The organism is Mangrovicoccus algicola (assembly GCF_014903745.1).
Lineage (GTDB): Bacteria > Pseudomonadota > Alphaproteobacteria > Rhodobacterales > Rhodobacteraceae > Mangrovicoccus > Mangrovicoccus algicola.
Window position 1 is genome coordinate 1 of sequence record NZ_JACVXA010000079.1, and the last position, 17,688, is coordinate 17,688.

Below are 17,688 nucleotides of genomic sequence, written 5' to 3' on the forward strand. Positions count from 1 at the left end.
CGCCGCCCCGGTCGCGCCGCCCCCCGCACCGGCGGCTCCCGGGCTGGTCGCCCTGCCCTCCGCGCCCGAACCGCCGCCCGAACCGCCGGAGGAAGAGCCCGAGCAGGCCGAGGCGATCCCCGAACCCGTGCCCGAGCCGGAGCCGGAGGAGCCGCCGCCGGAACTCGCCGATGTCTCGGTCCCGCAAAGCGCCGTGCCCCGGCGCCGGCCCGACGACATCCCCGAACTGCCGCCGCGCCGCGAGCCCCGCCGCGAGCCGCCGCCGCAGACCGCGCGCAGCGAGCAATCCGATCGCGGCCAGTCCAACAGGACCAGCCAGGGCCAGAACGCGCAGCGCGCCGCCGGCTCGGGCGGCAGCAGCCAGGCCGGGAAGGGGCGGTCCGCGGAACGGGTCTCCGGTCCCAGCCGCGCCGAAATCGACCAGATCCGCCGCTGGGGGGCCCAGTTGCAGCAGAGGATCGCCCGCGCGCAGCGCATGCCGCGCGACGCGCGCGATGTCTCCGGCATGGCCATCGTGGAATTCACGATCAGCACCGGCGGCCAGCTCCTGAGCGTCCGGGTGAAACGCAGCTCCGGCGATCCGCGCCTGGACAAGGCGGCGCTGGCTGCGGTGCGCAATGCCCGCCTGCCCGCGGCGCCCCGCGGGGTCACCGGCAATTCCCAGCTCTTCGAGGTTCCGCTGACCTTCGAGTGGCGCTGACGGCCTCCCGCGCCCGGCCAGGCCCGCCCGGATCACCGGGCGGGCTTTGCTGTTTGCGCGCCGGGCAAAAGCCTTTAGGACGGCGCGGCGGATCTAGGAGGCGGCATGGCACAGGCACTGGTCATCGGGGCGGGCCCCGCGGGGCTGATGGCGGCGGAGCTGCTCTCGGCCGCCGGTCAGGGCGTTCTGGTCGCCGAGGCCATGCCGACGCCGGCGCGCAAGTTCCTGATGGCCGGGAAATCCGGGCTGAACATCACCCGCGAACAGGACGCCGCCGCCTTCCTGGCCGCCTATGGCGCCCAGGCCGGCAGGCTTGCCCCGATGATCGACGCCTTCGGCCCGGCCGGGATCCGCGCCTGGATGGAGGCGCTGGGACAGGAGGCCTTCACCGGATCGACCGGCCGGGTGTTTCCCGTGGCGATGAAGGCCTCGCCGCTGCTGCGCGCCTGGCTGGGCCGGCTCGCCGGGGCGGGCGTGGAGCTGCGGACGCGGTGGCGCTGGACCGGCTGGGACGGCGCGGCGGCCCGGTTCGACACGCCGGAGGGCCCGCGGCAGGTCACGGCCGGGGCAACGGTCCTCGCGCTTGGCGGGGCCAGCTGGCCGCGGCTGGGATCGGATGGCACCTGGCAGGAGATCCTGGCGGCGGCGGGCGTGCCGCTCGACCCCATCCTGCCCTCGAATGTCGGACTGGCCCTCGGCTGGTCGGCGCATATGGCGCGGCACCTGGGCGCGCCGGTGAAAAACGTCGCCCTCGGCGCGGGCCGGTTGCGCAGCCGCGGCGAATTCGTCCTCTCGGCGCGAGGACTGGAAGGGGCCGGCATATATGCCGTGATCCCGGCCATCCGCGAAGGCGCGCCGCTGCTGCTCGACCTGGCGCCCGATCTGGAGGAGGCGGAGGTCGCCCGCAGGCTCTCTGCCGGGCCCGCCCGCGAGAGCCTGTCCAACCGGCTGCGCAAGCGGCTGGCCCTGTCGCCGGCGAAGATCGCGCTTTTGCGCGAATTCGGCGGCCCTCCCCCCTCCGCCGCGCCGGATCTGGCCGCGCGGCTCAAGGCGCTGCGCGTGCCCCATGACGGCCCCCGCCCCGTGGCCGAGGCGATCTCCACCGCCGGCGGCATCCGGCTGGACGCGCTGGATGACGCGCTGATGCTGCAGGCGCGGCCCGGAACCTTCGCCGCGGGCGAGATGCTGTCCTGGGACGCGCCCACGGGGGGATACCTTCTGACCGCCTGCCTGGCCACGGGGCGTCAGGCGGGGCTGGGCGCGGCGGCCTGGCTGGATCGGCAGGGCCTTCTGCCCGGCGCCGAAACCCGCTAGGCTCCGTCCATGACCGCGCCGCGCCTGTTCCGCCTTGCCACCCTGATCCTCGCGCTCTTCTATACATGGGAGGTGGCGCGCAACGCGGATTACACCGCCTTCGGGGCGCAGTTCCGCTATCTGACGATCTGGGCGCTGACCGGCAACCTGATCGCCGCCGCCGCGATGATGGTGCCCGGATGGGGCCGGCCCGGCGCGCGCGGCGACACGGCGCTGTCGCTTCTGGCGATCACCAACGCGCTGGTGGTCATTTCCTACTGGCGGCTGTTCCTCATCGACCCGGCCCTGGTCAATGGCGAGACCGCGCCCAAGCCGTACCGCGAATATTACCTGCACCTGGTCGGGCCGGTGCTGATGTGGGTGGACCTCTTCTGGCTGCGCCGGGGGTTCCGGCGGATGCTGCCGGTTCTGGCCGGGCTGGCGGCGATGGTGCTGATCTATGCCGGCTGGGCGGAACTGCTGGTCGGGCCGCGCAATGCCGAGCCTGTCGGCACCGTCACCACCGGCCTGCCCTACCCGTTCCTGAACGACATGGCGCCGGGCCGGCGGGCGGGGTTCTACGGGGCGACCTTTGCCGGGGGCGTGGTGCTGATTCCGGTCTTCTGGGGGATCGGCCGGCTCCGCCGCTACCTGGCGTCGGCCAAGAGCGCGGCCAGCCCGGCGCGGTAATCGGGATAGCGCAGCCGCACGCCCAGATCGCGCTTGATCCGGTCGTTGCGCACCCTCTTGCTCTCGGCATAGAAGCTGCGCGCCATCGGCGACATCTCCGCCTCGTCGAAGGGGATGGCCGGGGGTACCGGCAGGCCCAGCAGTTCCGCGGCATGGGCGATCACGTCCTCGGGCGGGGCGGGATCGTCGTCGCACAGGTTGTAGACCGCCCCCGGATCCGGCCGCGCGATGGAGGCGGCCAGCACCTGGGCGATATCCTCGACATGGATGCGGCTGAAGACCTGGCCCGGCTTGACGATGCGCCGGGCGCTGCCCTGGCGGACCTTCTCGAACGGGCCGCGGCCGGGACCGTAGATGCCGGCGAGGCGGAAGATATGCAGGGGCAGGCCCCGCGCAGCCGCCAGCGCCTGCCAGCCGGCCTCCGCCCCCGCCCGCCAGCGCCCGCGCCGGGTCGTGGGATGCAGCGGCGTGTCCTCGTCGACCCAGCCGCCGTCGTGATCGCCATAGACCCCGGTGGTGGAGAGATAGCCCAGCCAGGCCAGATCCGCCCCGCGCGCGCCGATCGCCTCCGACCAGTCGCGCAGCACGGGATCGCCCGCCTCGTCGGGGCCGGCAGAGACCAGGAAATGGGTCGCCTGCGCGATCTCGTCCGAAAGGTCGCTGCCCGGCCAGAGGCGCGGCGTCACGCCCTCGGCGGCCAGGACCTCGGCCCGGTCGGCACTGCGCGTGGTGCCCGTGACCTGCCAGCCCGCCGGGATCAGGCGACGCGCCAGCGCGCGCGCCGAATAGCCGTGGCCGAAGGAAAGGAGCCGGCCCGGCGCGGGATCAGAAATCGAAGCTGACGCCGACATTCAGGGCATTGGTGACGATATTGGTTTCCAGTTCGCCGCCGCCCTTCAGGTCGGCCTTGTTCTGCGAATAGGTGCCCTTGTATTCGCCGAAGACCTTCCAGTTCTCGGAGATCGGATAGCTGACGCCCGCGACCCATTGCACGGCCGGGCCGGTCAGCTGGTATTCGAAGGTCTTGTCGCCGGTCGTTTCCACCTCGACATGCGGCACCGCGATGCCGATGCCCGCGCCGACATAGGGGGTCCAGTCGCGGGTCACGCCCGGGAAGCGGCGGAACACGTTGGCGGTGAGGATGTTCAGCCCGTCGGTGAATTCCAAGGTCTCGAAATTGTTGTCATCCAGCGTGTCGCTGTCGGCATAGACCTTGTTGTGGCTGAAATCGACGCCGTAGCCCAGGATGTCGGACTGCCACCAGGTGCCGCGGACGCCCCAATAGGGCGGCATGGCCCCCGACTTGCCTTCCCAGCCGGCCGTGAAATCGAAATCGCCGACGCCGGTGGGATCGTCGCCCTCGACGGTCGAATGCGGCGAGGTCTGCCAGCCGGAATAGATGCTCAGCTCGAATTCCGCATGCGCTGCACCTGCCGCCAGAAGGGCGGAGATTGCGACGAGGGAAGCGGTGAGCGGGCGCAGCATCATGATCGGGATCCGGTTTTCTGGGTCATGCAGAGCATGAGGTCGAAAGTATTGACAAACTATGACGTTTTTGCCCCGCCCGAAAGCCGCGGCGCAGAATCCGGTCCACAATTTACCGAATGTTGCAAATTAGCCCGCGACCGTGCTTCTGTGGCCTCAGGCAGGGTCTCAAGACCCCTGCGTCCATTCGACCCAAGGCGCCAGTTTATCCGCTGGATGGGCTGGCGAGCGATGCATACTCATGCACCACCGCCCTATCGGGACTCAGAAATCCGAATGTGGTGGTGCGTCTCAACAACTCGGAGATCAGTCGTGTCCCACGCAGACCATCACGAAGGCACCCGCCGCGACTTCCTGTATTATGCGACCGCGGGCGCAGGGGTCGTGGCCACGGGCGCCGCGGTCTGGCCGCTCGTGAACCAGATGAATCCCAGCGCGGACGTGCAGGCGCTGTCCTCGATCCGCGTCGATGTCGGCGGCGTGGAAAGCGGCACGCAGCTGACCGTCCAGTGGCTGGGCAAGCCGGTCTTCATCCGCCGGCGCACGCCCGAAGACATCGAATCCGCCCGCGAGGTGGACCTGTCGGATCTGCCCGACGGCAATGCCCGCAACGCCAATCTCGATGCCGGCGCCGAGGCCACCGACGACAACCGCGCCATGCCCGGCAACGAGGAATGGCTGGTGATGATGGGGGTCTGCACGCATCTGGGCTGCGTGCCGCTGGCCAATGCCGGGGATTACCATGGCTGGTTCTGCCCCTGCCACGGGTCCCATTACGACGCCGCCGGGCGCATCCGCCGCGGCCCGGCGCCCGAGAACCTGCCGGTTCCGGTCGCCGCCTTCGAAGACGAAACCACGATCAAGCTCGGGTAAGGGAGAGAGCCGGGATGTCTGGAATTCCTCACGACCATTACGAGCCCAAGACCGGCATCGAGAAATGGGTCGAATCCCGCCTGCCGATCATCGGGCTGATCTACGGCACGATCATGATCCCCACGCCCCGCAACCTGAACTGGATGTGGATCTGGGGGATCGTGCTGGCCTTCTGCCTGGGCCTGCAGATCGTCACCGGCATCGTGCTGGTGATGCATTACACGCCGCATGTCGACCTGGCCTTCGCCTCGGTCGAGCATATCATGCGCGACGTCAATGGCGGGCACATGCTGCGCTACCTGCACGCCAACGGCGCCTCGCTGTTCTTCGTCGCGGTCTATCTGCACATCTTCCGCGGGCTGTTCTACGGCTCCTACAAGGCGCCGCGCGAAATCACCTGGATCATCGGCATGCTGATCTACCTGTGCATGATGGGCACGGCCTTCATGGGGTACGTCCTGCCATGGGGGCAGATGTCCTTCTGGGGCGCGACCGTCATCACCGGGCTGTTCGGCGCCATCCCCTGGATCGGTCCCGATCTCCAGACCTGGCTGCTGGGCGGGCCGGCCGTGGGCAATGCGACGCTCAACCGGTTCTTCTCGCTGCACTACCTGCTGCCCTTCGTGATCGCGGGGCTGGTGATCGTGCATATCTGGGCCTTCCATTCGACCGGCAACAACAACCCCTCGGGCGTGCCGGTGCGCACCACCGACAAAGAGGTGGTCAAGAAGGACACCCTGCCCTTCTGGCCCTATTTCGTGATCAAGGACCTCTTCGCGCTGGCCGTGGTGCTGGTCGTGTTCTTCGCCATCGTCGGCTTCATGCCCAATTACCTGGGCCATCCCGACAACTACATCGAGGCCAACCCGCTGGCCACGCCCGCGCATATCGTGCCGGAATGGTACTTCCTGCCCTTCTACGCGATCCTGCGCTGCTTCACCGCCGATGTCTGGGTGGTGCAATTCGCCAGCTGGATCTCCTTCGGGATCATCGATGCCAAGTTCTTCGGCGTGCTGGCCATGTTCGGCGCGATCATCGTGATGGCGCTGGTGCCCTGGCTCGACACCTCATCGGTGCGTTCGGGCCGCTACCGGCCGATGTTCAAGGGGTTCTTCTACGTCTTCTGCCTCGATTTCGTCGTGCTGACCTGGGCGGGCGCCATGCCGGCCGAGGGCATCTATCCGATCATCGCGCTGATCGGGTCGACCTACTGGTTCGCCTATTTCCTGGTGATCCTGCCGCTTCTGGGCATCTTCGAGACCCCGCTGCCGCAGGTTGCCACGGTGGAGGAGGACTTCAACGACCATTACGGCAAGGCGAAGGCGTCCAAGACGGGGCCCAAACCTGTCCCGACCCCGGCCGAATGAGAAAGGACAGATCATGCTTCGCAAGCTGACGCTCGCCGCGCTTCTCGCCGGGGCCGCCGCCCTGCCCGGCCATGCCGCCGAAGGCACCGCCCATATCCATGACGTGGACTTCTCCTTCGAGGGGCCCTTCGGCACCTATGACAAGATGCAGCTTCAGCGCGGGCTGCAGGTCTATACCGAGGTCTGCGCCGCCTGCCACGGGCTGAAATTCGTGCCGCTCAGGACCCTTGCCGATCCCGGCGGGCCCGAGCTGCCCGAGGACCAGGTCCGTGCCTATGCCGGGCAGTTCGAGATCTTCGACGAGGAACTGGACGATTTCCGCCCGCGCCTGGAAACCGACCATTTCCCGGAATCGTCGATGGAGAACGCCCCCGATCTCAGCCTGATGACGAAGGCCAGGGCCGGGTTTCACGGGCCGCTGGGGACCGGGCTGAACCAGCTGTTCAACGGCATCGGCGGGCCGGAATACATGGTCAACATCCTGACCTCCTATACCGGCGAGGAGAAGGAGCAGGCCGGCACGCTGTTCTACGGCAATACCGCCTTTCCCGGCGGCTGGATCGCCATGCCGCCGCCGCTGTCGGACGACCTGGTCGAATATGCCGACGGGCATGACGCGGATGCGCATCACCTGGCCGAGGATGTCACGGCCTTCCTGATGTGGACCGCCGAACCCAAGATGATGGCCCGCAAGGAGGCCGGGTTCACCGCGGTGATCTTCCTCGTGATGCTGTCCGTGCTGCTGTACCTGACCAACAAGCGGCTCTGGGCGCCCTACAAGGCGGCCGCGCGCAAGGCCAAGGCGGCAGCCGATACCCCGGCGGAGTGATCTCCGCCCGCCCCTGCGCCCTGCGCGGCGCGGGGGCCCTTCCGGCCCTGGCCGGGCACGCTAGCCGCGCCGCGCCAGCGTCTCCACGCCCAGCACCGACAGGACCTTCGCCTCGATATCCGCGGCATTCATCCCGGCCACGGCATACATGTCGCGCGGGCTGGCCTGGTCGATGAAGACATCGGGCAGCACCATGGAGCGGTATTTCAGCCCGCGGTCGAAGACGCCTTCCTCCGCCAGAAGCTGCGCCACATGGCTGCCGAAACCGCCGATCGCGCCTTCCTCGATGGTGATCAGCGCCGGATGCTCGCGCGCCAGCCGCAGGATCAGCTCGCGGTCCAGCGGCTTGGCAAAGCGGGCATCGGCCACGGTGACCGCGATGCCGCGCGCCGCCAGCCGCTCCGCCGCCGCCTCCACCTCGGAGAGCCGCGTGCCGAAGCTGAGGATCGCCGCTGCCGTGCCCTCGCGGATCATGCGGCCGCGGCCGATCTCCAGCGGCATGCCGCGTTCCGGCATGTCCACGCCGACCCCTTCGCCGCGCGGGAAGCGGAAGGCGATGGGCCCGTCCTCATGCGCCGCGGCGGTGGCCACCATATGGACCAGCTCCGCCTCGTCGGCGGCGGCCATGACGGTGAAGCCCGGCAGGTTGGCCAGGTAGGCGATGTCGAAACTGCCCGCATGGGTGGCGCCATCCGCCCCGACCAGCCCGGCCCGGTCGATGGCAAAGCGCACCGGCAGCCGCTGGATCGCCACGTCATGCACCACCTGGTCATAGCCGCGCTGCAGGAAGGTCGAATACATCGTGCAGAAGGGCTTCATCCCGCCCGCGGCCAGCCCGGCGCAGAAGGTCACGCCATGCTGTTCGGCGATGGCCACGTCGAAGACCCGGTCGGGGAACCGCTCGGCGAACAGGTTCAGGCCGGTGCCGTCGGGCATGGCGGCGGTGACCGCCACGATCCGGTCGTCGCGCCCCGCCTCGTCGATCAGCGCATTGGCGAAGACCTTGGTATAGGCCGGCGCGTTCGACACCGCCTTGGCCTGTTCGCCGGTGACGACGTCGAACTTGGCGCGGGCATGGCCGCGATCCTGCGATGTCTCGGCGGGGCCGTAGCCCTTGCCCTTCTTCGTGATGGCATGGATCAGCACCGGCCCCTCGGCATGGGTCTTCACCGCGCGCAGCAGCGGCACCAGCGTGTCCAGGTCATGCCCGTCCACCGGGCCCAGATAGGAAAACCCCAGCTGTTCGAACAGCGTGCCGCCCATCACCGACTGTTTCAGGATCTCCTTGGCGCGCTTGGCGCCCTCCTGCAGCGGCGGCGGCAGGAACCTCACCGCATCCTTGGCCACCTGCTTGAATTCATGGAAGGGCGAGCCGGCATAGAGCCGCGACAGGTAGGAGGACATCGCCCCGACCGGCGGGGCGATCGACATCTCGTTGTCGTTGAGGATGACGATCATGCGGTTCTTCAGATGGCCCGCATTGTTCATCGCCTCATAGGCCATGCCCGCCGAGATCGACCCGTCGCCGATCACCGCGATGCAGTCGCCGATCCCGTGTTCGGGCCGGCCGCCCAGGTCGCGGGCCACCGCCAGCCCCAGCGCCGCCGAGATCGAGGTGGAGCTGTGCGCCGCGCCGAAGGGATCATAGGGCGACTCGGACCGCTTGGTGAATCCCGACAGCCCGTCCTTCTGGCGCAGGGTGCGGATGCGGCCGCGCCGGCCGGTCAGGATCTTGTGCGGATAGCATTGATGCCCGACATCCCAGATCAGCTTGTCGCGCGGCGTGTCGAAGACCGCGTGGATCGCGACGGTCAGTTCCACCACGCCGAGCCCGGCGCCCAGATGGCCGCCGGTGACCGAGACCGCGCTGATCGTCTCGGCGCGCAATTCGTCGGCCAGCTGCCGCAGGTCGCGGGCCGACAGGCCCTTCATGTCGGCAGGCTCGTGCACCTTGTCGAGCAAGGGGGTCTTGGGCTGGTCGGCCATGGGGCCCTCCGTGGCGTCTAGCGTTCCCGCGAAATAACGAAGCCGGCCAGCTCCCGCAAGGTTTCCGCCCTGTCGCCATAGGGGGCAAGCGCGTCGCAGGCGTCCTCCACCAGCGATCTGGCGCGCGCGGCGGCCCCGTCCAGTCCCAGCAGCCCGACGAATGTCGCCTTGCCCGCGCCCTCGTCCTTGCCCAGCCGCTTGCCGGCCTTCTCCTGGTCGCCGGTCACGTCCAGGATGTCGTCGGCGATCTGGAAGGCCAGCCCCAGCGCCCCGGCATAGGCCGAGAGCGGCGCGGTATCGGCCCGGGCCAGCCGCGCGCCGGCCTCCGCCGACCAGCGGATCAGGGCGCCGGTCTTGTTGCGCTGCAGATCCATCACCTCGGCCAGGCTCAGCGGCTGCGCCGCGGTCTCGGCGGCGATGTCCTGCGCCTGGCCCAGCACCATGCCCGCCGCGCCCGAGGCCGTCGCCAGCGACAGGACCAGATCGGCACGCACGGCCGGATCGGGCGAACAGCCGGGATCGGCCAGCAGCCGGAAGGCCAGCGCCTGCAGCGCATCGCCGACGAGGATCGCGGTCGCCTCGTCCCATGCCACGTGGACGGTGGGCCGCCCCCGGCGCAGGGCGTCGTCATCCATCGCGGGCAGGTCGTCATGCACCAGCGAATAGGCATGCAGCGCCTCGACCGCCGCCGCCGCCTGTTCCGCCCCGTCTATGTCGAACAGCCGGGCGGATTCGACCACGAGGACGCCGCGCAGCCCCTTGCCGCCCTGGCAGGCATAGGCCATGCCGTCGCGGATCCGGGAGGCCGGCTCGGCGGCGATTGCCCCCAGCAGGCGCGCGCGGACCGCATCGCCGGTGATGCCCAGCCGCTCCGGTCCCACGGATCAGACCCCGTCGAGCGGCTTCAGCCCGGCCGGTTCGCCGTCGCGGTCCAGCGTGATCGCGGCGACCTTTTCCTCGGCCTGTTTCAGCTTGGTCTCGCAATGGGCCTTCAGCTCGGCGCCGCGCTCGTAGAGGCGGATGGAATCCTCCAGCCCCACCTCGCCGCGCTCCAGCTGGCTCACGACGGTTTCCAGGGCCGCCATGGCCTCCTCGAAGCTCATTTCGCCCACGGCTTTCTCGGTCATCGCGCGCTCCGCTGCATCAGAACATCCACATGGGCCGCGACAGACGCGGCGAGCGCAGCCAAATCATACCCGCCCTCCAGTGTCGAGACCACGCGGCCCCCGCAAAGCGTCCCCGCCGCCGCGCAGAGCCGGTCGGTGATCCAGGCGAAATCCTCGGTTTCCCAGTCCAGCCCGGCCAGCGGATCGGCCCGATGCGCATCGAACCCCGCCGAGAGGATCAGCAGCTCCGGCTGATGCGCCTCCAGCGCGGGCAGGATCGCGTCCTCCACCGCCTGCCGCATGGCCATGCCATCCGATCCCTGCGGCAGGGGCAGGTTCAGGACCTGGCCATGCGCCCCGCATTCGGCCCTGGCCCCCGTCCCCGGGAAAAGCGGCATCTGATGGGTGGAGACGAACAGGGCCCGCGGATCATCCCAAAGCAGCGCCTGGGTGCCATTGCCGTGATGCACGTCGAAATCCACCACCGCGACCCGCGACAGGCCGTGATGATCCAGCGCGTATTTCGCCGCGATGGCGGCATTGCCGAACAGGCAGAACCCCATGGGCGTTTCGGCCTCGGCGTGATGGCCGGGCGGGCGCATGGCGACGAAGGCATTCGCCGCCTCCCCCGAAAGCACCATGTCCACCGCCCTCAGGCAGCCGCCGACGCCGCGCCGTGCCGCCTCGAGCGAACCCGGCGACAGGTGCGTGTCCCCGTCCAGCGCCGCCCAGCCCGCCTGCGGGATCGCGGCGGCGATGCGGTCCAGATAGGCCTGGGGGTGGCAGCGGCGGATTTCGGCATCCGGGGCTTCGGGCGCCTCCTCACGAAGCAGCCCCTCCTGCCGCGCCCCGGACAGGGCGGTGGCGATCACCTGCAGCCGGGCGACCTGTTCGGGATGCCCCGGCGGCGTGACATGGGCCAAGCCGTCGGAATGGGCGAGATATGCGGTTTTCATGAGGCGACGCTAACCAGTTCCCCGCCCGCAGGAAACAGGGCATGTGCCGGCGCGGCCGGAATCCCGGCATCTCCTGCGAACGTGATCGGAGCCGGCTCAGCGCCGGTCCTGCAGCCCGTACCAGAGATAGGCCCCGCCCAGGGCCAGCCGCCGGAGCGGGCCCAGCTCGAACCGCGCCGGCGGGCGGGCGACGAATTCCGGCAGGACGGGGCGCCGGCCCAGCAGCAGCTCGGCGGCCTGCTGCCCCGACCAGCTGGCCATCGCGACGCCGTTGCCATGATAGCCGAAGGCGGCGACCGCCCCGGGCCAGTCGCCCAGCGGGCCGATATAGGGCACCAGGTTGCGGGTCAGGTTGGCCAGTCCCGACCAGAAGAACGGCGTCTCGACCTCCGCCCAGGCCGGGAACATCGCGGCGAAATCCGCGCGCATGCGCCTGCGCACCGCCTCATGCGCCTCCGGCGTCCAGCGGATCCCCCCGCGCATCCCGAACAGGAACCGCCCCCCGGGCAGGAGGCGGAAATAATGCAGCAGGTGGCGGCTGTCATAGGCCATCAGGTCGCTGGTCCAGCCCTGGGCGGCAAGCTCGGCGGCATCGAGAACCCGCGTGACCATCACCGAGGACTGCACCGGCAGGTAGCGCGCGCGCATCCAGCCCGGCAGGTCGTCGGAGGCATAGCCGTTGGTCGCCAGCAGAAGCCGGCCCGCCCGGAGGCTGCCGCCGGGGGTCTCCAGCCGGTAACCCGCCCCCTCGCGGCGGATCCGCGTCACGGGCGAGCCCCCATGCACCGCCGCCCCCGCCGCCTGCGCCCCGCGCGTCAGCCCGGCCGCGTATTTGCGCGGGTTCAGCGCGAAACCCAGCGGCAGGTGCATCCCGCCATGAACCCCCTCGGCGCGCATCCCCCGTTCGGCCAGCGCGCCCGGGGGCAGGATCTCGGCGCGGACCCCGTATTCGGCCCCGGTCGCCTCGGCCTCCGCGCGCAGCGCGGCCATCGCCCGCGGCGAATGCGCCAGCATCACCTCGCCCTCCGAATGGCGGTCGAGGTCGATGTCCAGCTCCGCCTGCAGCCGCGCCACCGTGTCGATCGCCGCACGTTCGGCATGGCACCAGGCGGCGCGGGCGCCGCGGCCATGGGCCCGGATCATCGCCGCGCGGTCCAGTTTCGATCCGCCGATGCAGGCAAAGCCGCCATTGCGCCCCGAGGCCCCCCAACCCGGCCCGTGCCGGTCCAGCACCGCGACCGACATCCCCGCCCGCGCCAGGTGCAGCGCCGCCGAAAGCCCGGTGAAACCCGCCCCGATCACCGCCGCATCGACCTGTGCCTCCCCGGCAAGCGCAGGGGTGGCGGGCATCTCGCAAGTGCCCGGCCAATAGCAGCCATCCAGCGACGATGCCTCGTAGGCAGCAGATTCATATATATTTTTCGGCATATATGCCTCCGGATCCCTGCCCCTGCCATGCGCTTGCGCAGGGGCAAGGTCAAGCCTCCGGAGGCCGCTGCCGGGGCCGGGTCAGCGTTGCGCGTGCTGCCAGTCGGGATGGATCCAGGGCCGGTCATTGGCCGGCGCCAGGGGCGCGCGGCCCAGGATGTGATCCGCCGCCTTCTCGCCGGTCATGATCGAGGGCCCGTTGAGATTGCCGTTGGGGATGCGCGGAAAGACGGAGCTGTCGGCCAGGCGCAGCCCCGCCACCCCGATCACCCGCGTCTCGGGATCGACCACCGCCAGCGGATCGTCCCGCCGCCCCATGCGGCAGGTGCCGCAGGGATGATAGGCGCTTTCGGCATGGTCGCGGATGAAACCGTCGATCTCGGCATCCGATTGCAGCGCGGCGCCCGGCTGGATCTCGTGGCGGATGAAGGGCGTGATCGCCTCCTGCGCGAAGATCTCCCGGGTCAGGCGGATGCAGGCCCGGAAATCCTCCCAGTCCTGCGGCTGGCTCATGTAATTGAACCGGATCACGGGTTTCGCCCGGGGATCGGCCGAGCGCAGCGTCACCGCCCCGCGCGAGTCCGAGCGCATCGGCCCGACATGGACCTGGAATCCGTGCCCCTCGGCCGCCGCCTGCCCGTCATAGCGCACGGCCAGCGGCAGGAAGTGATACTGGATGTCGGGATACTCGACCCCCGCGCGCGAGCGGATGAAGCCGGCGCTCTCGAACTGGTTCGACGCGCCCAGCCCCTTGCGGGTGAACAGCCATTCGGCCCCGATGCGCGCCTTGCCGCGGAGGTTCCAGTGGCTGAACAGCGTGACCGGCCGGCTCGCCGCCATCTGCATGTAGACCTCCAGGTGATCCTGCAGGTTCTGCCCGACGCCGGGCCGGTCGGCGACCAGCGGGATGCCGTGCTCCGCCAGATGCGCCGCCGGCCCGATGCCCGACAGCATCAGGATCTTGGGCGAATTCAGGGAACTGGCGGCCAGGATCACCTCCGCGCGGGCGCGGATCACCTCGATGCGGCCGTCGCGGCGTTCCACCTCGACGCCGGTGGCGCGTCCCTCCTCGATCACCACGCGCCGCGCGAGGGCGCGCAGGATGGCGCAGCCGTCGCGGCGCAGCGCGGGTTTCAGATAGGCATTGGCCGCCGACCAGCGCTGTCCCTTCCAGACCGTCTGCTCCATCGGGCCGAAGCCCTCCTGCTGCTGCCCGTTATAGTCGTCGGTCAGCGGATAGCCGGCCTGCCGCGCGGCCTCGACGAAGGCGGCATGGAGCGGGTTGTCGCGCGGGCCGCGCGTCACGTGCAGCGGGCCGCCCTGACCGCGCCAGGCCGGATCGCCGCCCTGACCGCAATCATGCCAGCTTTCCATCCGCCGGAAATAGGGCAGCACATCCGCATAGGACCAGCCATCCGCGCCCGCCTCGGCCCAGTGGTCATAGTCCCGCGCATGGCCGCGCACATAGACCATGCCGTTGATCGAGGAGGAGCCGCCGATCACCTTGCCCCGCGGCGTCACCAGCGACCGCCCGCCCAGATGGGGCTCGGGCTCGGAGGCATAGCCCCAGTCATAGCGGGCCATGTTCATCGGATAGCTCAGCGCGGCGGGCATCTGGATCAGCGGCCCGGCATCGGTGCCGCCATGTTCGATGACCAGCACGGATTTGCCGGCCTCGGTCAGCCTGTAGGCAATGGCGCAGCCGGCGCTGCCGGCGCCCACGATGACGTAATCCGCTTCCATCAGAAGGCCGCCTCCGTCTTGCCGAGGCAGACATAGACCGACTTCACCTCAGAATAGTGGTTGATCGCCTCCCTGGAATTCTCCCGCCCGAAACCCGAGGCCTTCACCCCGCCGAACGGCGCCTCCACCGGCGTCAGATTATAGGTGTTGATGTAGCACGAGCCGGCCCGGATCCGCCCGATCACCCGATGCGCGCGGGCCAGGTCGCGGGTGAAGACCCCGCCGGCCAGCCCGAATTCGGTGTCGTTGGCGCGTGTGATCACATCCTCCTCTTCCTCGAAATCGAGGACCGACATCACCGGGCCGAAGATCTCCTCGCGCGCGATGCGCATGTCATCGGTCACGTCGGCGAAGACCGCGGGCGTCATCCAGAAGCCGGGGCGGTCGATGCGCGTGCCGCCGGTGACCAGCCGCGCGCCTTCGGCCAGGCCCGCCGCGACATATCCCAGCGCGATCTCCAGCTGCGCCGCCGAGGTCATCGGCCCGAAATTCGTGGCCTCGTCCAGCGGATCGCCGATCACCGCATGGCCCAGCCGCTCGGTCAGCCGCGACAGGAACGCCTCGCGGATCGCGCGATGGACGAAGACCCGCGTGCCATTGGAACAGATCTGCCCCGAGGAATAGAAATTGCCGTTGATCGCGGCGGAGATGGCGGACTCCAGGTCGGCATCCTCGAAGACGATCAGCGGCGACTTGCCGCCCAGCTCCATCGTGACATGCTTCATCAGCCCCGCCGCCTGCGCCGCCACCTTGCGCCCCGTCGGCACCGATCCTGTCAGCGACACCTTGGCGATGCCCGGATGCGCGGTCAGCGCCGCGCCGGTTTCGCCGTATCCCTGCACCACGTTGAACAGCCCCGCGGGCGCCCCGGCCTCGATCAGGATCTCGGCCAGTTTCAGCGCGCAGAGCGGCGTCGTCTCGGAGGGCTTGAAGATCATCGCATTGCCGCAGGCCAGGGCCGGCGCGGCCTTCCAGCAGGCGATCTGCGTGGGGTAGTTCCAGGCGCCGATCCCCAGGCAGACCCCCAGCGGTTCGCGCGTGGTATAGACGAAATCGCCGCCGCCCACCGGGATGTGCTCGCCGGTCAGGCTGCCGGCCAGCCCGCCGAAATACTCCAGCGCATCTGCCCCCGAGGCCGCATCCGCCACCAGCGTTTCCTGCAGCGGCTTGCCGGTGTCATGGGTCTCCAGCACCGACAGGTCGCGGTTGCGCGCGCGGATCAGATCGGCCGCGCGGCGCAGCACCCGGCCGCGTTCCGTGCCGGTCATCGCCGCCCAGTCCGCCTGCGCGGCGGCGGCGGCGGCGACGGCCTGCCCGATGATGGCGGGCGTGGCGGCATGGAGCCGGGCGATCACCGCGCCGGTGGCGGGATAGATCACCTCGATCTCCGCGCCGGCCCGGTCCTCGACATACCGGCCGCCGATGAAATGGCTGCCCTGCGGTTGCAGATCGGTCATGCGGTCCTCAATTCGTTGTCCAGCGCCTTCAGCGCGTGTCCCGTGGCGATCGCGGCTGTGGTCAGCGGGTTCAGCGCCGCGTGAAGGTAAAGCCCGTCCACCAGCCCGGCCAGGCGTTCGGCGATGCCCTCGGCCGCCCCGCCCGCCAGCGGGCGCAGGTCATGGATCAGGTTGGAATGCAGGCGCCGGTGATAGACCCGCAGCAGCCGGTTGGCCTCGGGCGAGGTCTGGGCCAGCACGTAGAAGCTGAGCCAGGCCGAAACCGTCTCGCGGGCGAAATTCGCCGGGGTGAAGCCGGCCGATATGATCGCCTCCAGCCGCGCCCGATGGCCCCGGGCCACGGCCAGCGCCCGGCGCACCTCGGCCCCGTACTGGCCCAGGATATGGCGCATCGCGGCAAGGAACATGTCTTCCTTGGATCCGAAATAGTGATGCGCCAGCGCGGGCGACATGCCCGCGCGCCGGGCGATGCGCGAGACGGGCACATCCAGCGTCCCGGCGGCGCCGATCTCCTTGATCGCGGCCTGCACAAGCGCTGCGCGCCTTATGGGCTCCATTCCGAGTTTCGGCATGTTTCGGCTCTTTTTGGTTGCATATTCAGGATAGGGTGTTTTTAATTGACTCGTCAATCAACAAAACGAAGACGGGGATCCCGATGAAACTTTCAGCTTCTCTCCTCGCCCTGACCTGCGCCACCGCGGCCCATGCGGATTGCGACACGGTCGTCTTCTCGGATGTGGGATGGACGGACATCACGGCCACCACCGCCGCGACGACGGTCGTTCTGCAGGCCCTGGGCTATGACACCGACACCAAGATCCTGTCGGTCCCGGTGACCTATACCTCGCTGGCCAATGGCGATGTCGACGTGTTCCTGGGCAACTGGATGCCGACGATGGAGGCCGATATCGCCCCCTATCGCGAGGCCGGCACCGTCGAGACGGTCCGCGCCAACCTGGAGGGCGCGAAATACACGCTGGCGGTCAACAAGGCGGCCCATGACCTGGGCATCGCGGATTTCGCCGAGATCGCCAATTTCCAGGATGAACTGGACGGCAAGATCTACGGGATCGAGCCGGGCAATGACGGCAACCGCCTGATCCAGGAGATGATCGACGGCAATGCCTTCGGACTGGACGAATTCGAGGTGGTCGAAAGTTCGGAACAGGGAATGCTGGCGCAGGTCGCGCGGGCCGATCGCCGGGACGAGCCGGTGGTGTTCCTCGGCTGGGAGCCGCACCCGATGAACGCCAATTTCGAGATGAGCTATCTCACCGGCGGCGACGACTGGTTCGGCCCGGATTTCGGCGGTGCCACGGTCCATACCAACGTGCGCCAGGGCTATGTCGCGGAATGCCCCAATGTCGGGCGGCTGCTGGGCAACCTGTCCTTCACGCTGCAGATGGAGAACGAGATCATGGCCGCCATCCTCGATGACGGCGCCGATCCCGAGGAGGCCGCCTCCGACTGGCTCTCCGCCAACCCGGACATCATCGCCCGCTGGCTCGAGGGCGTGACCACGCTCGACGGCGGCGACGCCATGGCGGCGGTCAAGTCCGAACTGGGGCTCTGACCCCTGGCCGGAGCGTCATCCCTGTCGCGGCAACGGCCCGTTCTTCGCCTCCGCGCGCGGACCGGCCGGCCGGGACAGCAGGCGCGCCGCGCAATCCGTGACGGCCGGGCGCCGCGCGATCCTGTCCCGGCGCATCCCCGGCGGTTCCGCGGGCCCGGCAAGACACCCGTCTCGCGGGTCGCGCACCGCGCGGAGCCTGCCG

General features: G+C 69.5%; 17 protein-coding genes. 7 read left to right on the plus strand and 10 right to left on the minus strand.

Annotation, left to right across the window (positions count from 1 at the left end; genetic code table 11):
- From ICN82_RS18680 to ICN82_RS18690, 3 genes are all read left to right on the plus strand, one after another.
- On the plus strand, positions 1 to 700 hold a 700-nt coding region (locus tag ICN82_RS18680; RefSeq protein WP_193186013.1), incomplete at its 5' end, for an energy transducer TonB.
- Positions 701 to 805: 105 nt separating this feature from the next.
- Complete coding sequence (locus ICN82_RS18685; RefSeq protein ID WP_193186016.1) at positions 806 to 2,014, plus strand: TIGR03862 family flavoprotein; 1,209 nt, start codon at positions 806 to 808, stop codon at positions 2,012 to 2,014.
- Positions 2,015 to 2,023: 9 nt separating this feature from the next.
- Positions 2,024 to 2,683 (plus strand): androgen-induced gene 1 family protein, encoded by a 660-nt coding sequence (locus ICN82_RS18690; protein ID WP_193186019.1) that lies wholly within the window; start codon positions 2,024 to 2,026, stop codon positions 2,681 to 2,683.
- Here ICN82_RS18690 and ICN82_RS18695 read toward each other — a convergent pair.
- Together ICN82_RS18695 and ICN82_RS18700 are read right to left on the minus strand one after the other, a co-directional pair.
- The gene (locus ICN82_RS18695; protein WP_193186022.1) at positions 2,641 to 3,534 is read right to left on the minus strand and encodes an SDR family oxidoreductase; all 894 of its coding nucleotides are present in this window, start codon (positions 3,532 to 3,534) and stop codon (positions 2,641 to 2,643) included. The two genes, ICN82_RS18690 and ICN82_RS18695, sit on opposite strands and share 43 nt — an antisense overlap.
- Positions 3,509 to 4,171 carry an outer membrane protein gene (locus tag ICN82_RS18700; RefSeq protein WP_330999032.1) on the minus strand — a complete coding sequence of 221 codons (663 nt, stop codon included), beginning with the start codon at positions 4,169 to 4,171 and terminating at the stop codon, positions 3,509 to 3,511. Before ICN82_RS18700 ends, ICN82_RS18695 begins: the two co-directional genes overlap by 26 nt.
- Before the next feature lie 309 nt (positions 4,172 to 4,480).
- Between ICN82_RS18700 and petA the strand changes: the two genes are divergently transcribed.
- From petA to ICN82_RS18715, 3 genes are read left to right on the plus strand one after another with little or no spacing between them, the layout of a single operon-like run.
- The gene (gene petA, locus ICN82_RS18705; RefSeq protein ID WP_193186025.1) at positions 4,481 to 5,041 is read left to right on the plus strand and encodes a ubiquinol-cytochrome c reductase iron-sulfur subunit; all 561 of its coding nucleotides are present in this window, start codon (positions 4,481 to 4,483) and stop codon (positions 5,039 to 5,041) included.
- A 14-nt stretch (positions 5,042 to 5,055) separates the two neighbouring features.
- Positions 5,056 to 6,408 (plus strand): cytochrome b, encoded by a 1,353-nt coding sequence (petB, locus tag ICN82_RS18710; RefSeq protein ID WP_193186028.1) that lies wholly within the window; start codon positions 5,056 to 5,058, stop codon positions 6,406 to 6,408.
- Positions 6,409 to 6,421: 13 nt separating this feature from the next.
- A complete protein-coding gene (locus ICN82_RS18715) occupies positions 6,422 to 7,237 on the plus strand; it encodes a cytochrome c1 (RefSeq protein ID WP_193186031.1) in 816 nt (271 codons plus the stop codon).
- Between the two features lie 60 nt (positions 7,238 to 7,297).
- On the opposite strand, the gene dxs is transcribed toward ICN82_RS18715, so the two are convergent.
- The 8 genes from dxs to betI form a co-directional block, all read right to left on the minus strand.
- Entirely contained in the window at positions 7,298 to 9,223 is a 1,926-nt protein-coding gene (dxs, locus tag ICN82_RS18720; RefSeq protein WP_193186034.1) for a 1-deoxy-D-xylulose-5-phosphate synthase, read from the minus strand.
- Positions 9,224 to 9,240: 17 nt separating this feature from the next.
- Positions 9,241 to 10,104 carry a polyprenyl synthetase family protein gene (locus ICN82_RS18725; RefSeq protein WP_407943773.1) on the minus strand — a complete coding sequence of 288 codons (864 nt, stop codon included), beginning with the start codon at positions 10,102 to 10,104 and terminating at the stop codon, positions 9,241 to 9,243.
- 3 nt (positions 10,105 to 10,107) lie between these two features.
- Positions 10,108 to 10,350 carry an exodeoxyribonuclease VII small subunit gene (locus ICN82_RS18730; RefSeq protein ID WP_193186037.1) on the minus strand — a complete coding sequence of 81 codons (243 nt, stop codon included), beginning with the start codon at positions 10,348 to 10,350 and terminating at the stop codon, positions 10,108 to 10,110.
- Positions 10,347 to 11,285: a histone deacetylase family protein gene (locus tag ICN82_RS18735; RefSeq protein ID WP_193186040.1), complete on the minus strand. Its 939-nt coding sequence runs from the start codon at positions 11,283 to 11,285 to the stop codon at positions 10,347 to 10,349. The genes ICN82_RS18730 and ICN82_RS18735 overlap by 4 nt, the downstream gene beginning before the upstream one ends.
- 96 nt (positions 11,286 to 11,381) lie before the next feature.
- Positions 11,382 to 12,635 (minus strand): NAD(P)/FAD-dependent oxidoreductase, encoded by a 1,254-nt coding sequence (locus tag ICN82_RS18740; protein ID WP_226898604.1) that lies wholly within the window; start codon positions 12,633 to 12,635, stop codon positions 11,382 to 11,384.
- A gap of 159 nt (positions 12,636 to 12,794) precedes the next feature.
- Positions 12,795 to 14,456, minus strand: a complete 1,662-nt coding sequence (gene betA / locus ICN82_RS18745; RefSeq protein ID WP_193186046.1) for a choline dehydrogenase — start codon at positions 14,454 to 14,456, stop codon at positions 12,795 to 12,797.
- Complete coding sequence (gene betB, locus ICN82_RS18750) at positions 14,456 to 15,913, minus strand: betaine-aldehyde dehydrogenase (RefSeq protein ID WP_193186049.1); 1,458 nt, start codon at positions 15,911 to 15,913, stop codon at positions 14,456 to 14,458. Before betB ends, betA begins: the two co-directional genes overlap by 1 nt.
- Positions 15,910 to 16,485, minus strand: coding sequence for a choline-binding transcriptional repressor BetI (gene betI / locus ICN82_RS18755; RefSeq protein ID WP_193186053.1), 576 nt, complete (start codon positions 16,483 to 16,485; stop codon positions 15,910 to 15,912). The genes betB and betI overlap by 4 nt, the downstream gene beginning before the upstream one ends.
- An 83-nt stretch (positions 16,486 to 16,568) precedes the next feature.
- Between betI and ICN82_RS18760 the strand changes: the two genes are divergently transcribed.
- Positions 16,569 to 17,486, plus strand: a complete 918-nt coding sequence (locus ICN82_RS18760) for a choline ABC transporter substrate-binding protein (protein ID WP_193186055.1) — start codon at positions 16,569 to 16,571, stop codon at positions 17,484 to 17,486.
- The last annotated feature ends 202 nt before the right edge of the window (positions 17,487 to 17,688 follow it).

Bases quoted from the DNA above. Each gene is read 5' to 3' on its own strand.
- ICN82_RS18685 (WP_193186016.1), top strand. From the start codon at position 806: ATGGCACAGGCACTGGTCATCGGGGCGGGCCCCGCGGGGCTGATGGCG.
- ICN82_RS18690 (WP_193186019.1), top strand. From the start codon at position 2,024: ATGACCGCGCCGCGCCTGTTCCGCCTTGCCACCCTGATCCTCGCGCTC.
- ICN82_RS18695 (WP_193186022.1), bottom strand. From the start codon at position 3,534: ATGTCGGCGTCAGCTTCGATTTCTGATCCCGCGCCGGGCCGGCTCCTT.
- ICN82_RS18700 (WP_330999032.1), bottom strand. From the start codon at position 4,171: ATGATGCTGCGCCCGCTCACCGCTTCCCTCGTCGCAATCTCCGCCCTT.
- petB (WP_193186028.1), top strand. From the start codon at position 5,056: ATGTCTGGAATTCCTCACGACCATTACGAGCCCAAGACCGGCATCGAG.
- ICN82_RS18715 (WP_193186031.1), top strand. From the start codon at position 6,422: ATGCTTCGCAAGCTGACGCTCGCCGCGCTTCTCGCCGGGGCCGCCGCC.
- dxs (WP_193186034.1), bottom strand. From the start codon at position 9,223: ATGGCCGACCAGCCCAAGACCCCCTTGCTCGACAAGGTGCACGAGCCT.
- ICN82_RS18730 (WP_193186037.1), bottom strand. From the start codon at position 10,350: ATGACCGAGAAAGCCGTGGGCGAAATGAGCTTCGAGGAGGCCATGGCG.
- ICN82_RS18735 (WP_193186040.1), bottom strand. From the start codon at position 11,285: ATGAAAACCGCATATCTCGCCCATTCCGACGGCTTGGCCCATGTCACG.
- ICN82_RS18740 (WP_226898604.1), bottom strand. From the start codon at position 12,635: ATGCCCGCCACCCCTGCGCTTGCCGGGGAGGCACAGGTCGATGCGGCG.
- betA (WP_193186046.1), bottom strand. From the start codon at position 14,456: ATGGAAGCGGATTACGTCATCGTGGGCGCCGGCAGCGCCGGCTGCGCC.
- betB (WP_193186049.1), bottom strand. From the start codon at position 15,913: ATGACCGATCTGCAACCGCAGGGCAGCCATTTCATCGGCGGCCGGTAT.
- betI (WP_193186053.1), bottom strand. From the start codon at position 16,485: ATGCCGAAACTCGGAATGGAGCCCATAAGGCGCGCAGCGCTTGTGCAG.
- ICN82_RS18760 (WP_193186055.1), top strand. From the start codon at position 16,569: ATGAAACTTTCAGCTTCTCTCCTCGCCCTGACCTGCGCCACCGCGGCC.